The organism is Rhodopirellula sp. JB055 (assembly GCF_043100905.1).
In the GTDB taxonomy this organism is placed as follows: domain Bacteria; phylum Planctomycetota; class Planctomycetia; order Pirellulales; family Pirellulaceae; genus Rhodopirellula.
Genome location: NZ_JBICHO010000258.1, coordinates 1 through 2594 on the forward strand (window position 1 = coordinate 1; position 2594 = coordinate 2594).

The following is a 2594-nucleotide window of genomic DNA, read 5'->3' on the forward strand; positions in this document are numbered from 1 at the left end:
CCGACACCCTTGTTTTTTTGGGTTCTGTCCCGTTTTTTTTTTTGTTTTGTGGCGGTGGCGCGTTGTGGTGTAGTGGCTAAAAACCCACGGCTTTGGCCCCTCGTCCACTGCGCCCAACCCTCGCTTTTAGCTTTGACGGACCATTCGTTTCTGCCTTTCAGATACAGAGCACGATGACATCTCCCAGTGACCCTCTCGCGGTGGTTCGAGCCATCGATGCCGAGCTGACTCACGTTTGGATGATCCGCACGTTTCTCAAGCACGCTGATGAGGCAGAAGAGGACGAGGATCTGCGAGAGGTCGTCCGCGATCTGTACGACTTCATTTTGGCGGTTGGGCCGGTGACGGACGAAACCGATCCGGCGGTCTACATGAAAATGGCCAAGAAAAAGCTCCGGCGACTGCGTGGCGGCACAGAGCTTTACGAGGCGATTCAGCCCGAAGTCAGCGGTCATACGAACTTTGTGATGGCGGCGAGGTCTCTGCGGTTGGCCGTCGATCGGATCATGGCGTTGGTCCAATCCGCGCAGTAGATCGCCTGTCCGCGAGGGCCTTCGGAGAGCGAATCGTGGACGCCAAATCGCGTTCCATTTGATTTGGCTTGGTCGAAAGGGGGCCGTCTTGGCAGCAGGCGGGAAAACACCCGTGAAATCGGGTGGAAAAGGAGCGTAACGCACGCCCGGGGGACTGGAAGGAAATCGATTCGACAGCGATAACAGGGCACCACGTCGAAGGTCTCCAACTTTTTTCCGCGACTCCCACTGTGCATTGATGAGCTCTCCCGCCAAAGCTGCCAAACTCGCTCTCGAAGACGGCACCGTCTACACCGGAACCAGCCTCGGGGCAGAGGGGGAAACGACTGGCGAAGTCGTCTTCAACACCTCGATGACGGGATACCAAGAAATCCTGACCGACCCCAGTTACCGCGGGCAATTGGTGGCGATGACCTATCCCGAAATGGGCAATTACGGGATCAACTCCATTGACCTGGAAAATCGCGGCACTTCGTTGGCCGGATTCATCATTCGCAACGAAAGTCGCCTGCACAGCAACTACCGCTCAGAAGGTTCGCTCAGCGACTACCTGAAATCGCAGGGAGTGATCGGTTTGGCTGGCATCGACACACGAGCCTTGGTGCGACGGATCCGCAGCGAAGGTGCGATGCGAGGCGTTTTGTCGACGACTGATCTCGACGACGCATCTTTGGTCGCCAAGGCCAAGGCATCACCCGGATTGGTCGGGCGTGACCTGGTTCAAGAAGTCATGCCAACTCAATTGGAAAAGTGGACCAACGAACTGGATGACTGGACCATTCGCGAAATTCGCGAAGCGGCGAAAGATGCATCCATCGATGACGAAAGCCGACCGCACGTGGTTTGCATGGACTTTGGGATGAAGTGGAACATTCCACGTCACCTGCGCTCTCGTGGTAACCGCGTCACGATCGTGCCTGGTAGCACGCCAGCGGACGAGATCTTGAAGCTCAGTCCCGATGGAGTCTTTCTGTCCAATGGACCGGGGGACCCCGAGCCTTTGACCTACGCCCACCAAGCGATCGGCGAGTTGCTCGGCCAAGTGCCCGTGTTCGGAATCTGCCTCGGGCATCAGTTGCTGGCAGTGGCCTGTGGCGCGAAAACGTTCAAACTGAAATTCGGTCACCGTGGTGCCAACCAACCCGTTCTGGACATGGAAACGGGCAAGGTTGAAATCACCAGCCAGAACCACGGTTTTGCCGTCGATGACAAAGGCCTGCCAGATTGCTTGGAAGTCACTCACCGCAACCTCAACGATGACACCGTCGCCGGTGTGCGTCACAAAGACACCGGTGCGTTTGCCGTGCAGTACCACCCCGAAGCCGCAGCGGGACCTCACGACAGCCATTACCTGTTTTCGCGATTCCAAGAACAACTGAACGAGAAGTGTGGGGTGAACGCATGAGCAAAGCCCCGCGGACCGCCATCAGCCCGACTCGAGAAGAAAACTATCCTGAGTGGTATCAACAAGTCATTCGTGCAGCCGATCTGGCCGAAAACTCGCCGGTTCGTGGCTGCATGGTGATCAAGCCTTGGGGTTACCAGCTTTGGGAAAATGTTCAGCGGGCTTTGGATGACATGTTCAAAGCGACGGGACACCAAAACGCGTATTTCCCGCTGTTCATTCCAATGAGCTTCCTCGAAAAGGAAGCGGAACACGTCGAAGGATTCGCGAAAGAGTGTGCGGTGGTCACGCACCATCGGCTCGAACCAGATCCGGAGGGTGGGCTGCGTCCCGCGGGCAAGCTCGAAGAACCGTTGATCGTCCGTCCCACCAGTGAAACGATCATTGGTGCGACGTATGCCAAATGGGTGCAGAGCTATCGCGATTTGCCGATCTTGATCAACCAGTGGGCCAACGTGGTTCGGTGGGAGATGCGAACGCGAATGTTCTTGCGGACCGCTGAGTTTCTCTGGCAAGAAGGCCACACCGTTCATGCGACATCTGAAGAAGCGGTGGAAGAGACCGAGAAGATGGTCGAGGTCTATCGTGACTTTGCTGAGAACTGGATGGCGATGCCGGTGATCGTCGGCAGCAAGACTCCGTTGGAACGCTTTCCC

At 56.7% G+C, this 2594-nt stretch carries 3 protein-coding genes; all 3 read left to right on the forward strand.

The window, feature by feature from the left end; all coding sequences use genetic code 11:
• The first annotated feature begins 173 nt into the window (after positions 1-173).
• Complete coding sequence (locus tag ACF8AM_RS10555) at positions 174-533, forward strand: amidohydrolase (RefSeq protein WP_392555606.1); 360 nt, start codon at positions 174-176, stop codon at positions 531-533.
• Between the two features lie 238 nt (positions 534-771).
• Positions 772-1938, forward strand: coding sequence for a glutamine-hydrolyzing carbamoyl-phosphate synthase small subunit (carA, locus tag ACF8AM_RS10560; protein ID WP_392555607.1), 1167 nt, complete (start codon positions 772-774; stop codon positions 1936-1938).
• On the forward strand, positions 1935-2594 hold a 660-nt coding region (locus ACF8AM_RS10565), incomplete at its 3' end, for an aminoacyl--tRNA ligase-related protein (RefSeq protein ID WP_392555608.1). The genes carA and ACF8AM_RS10565, both read left to right, overlap by 4 nt.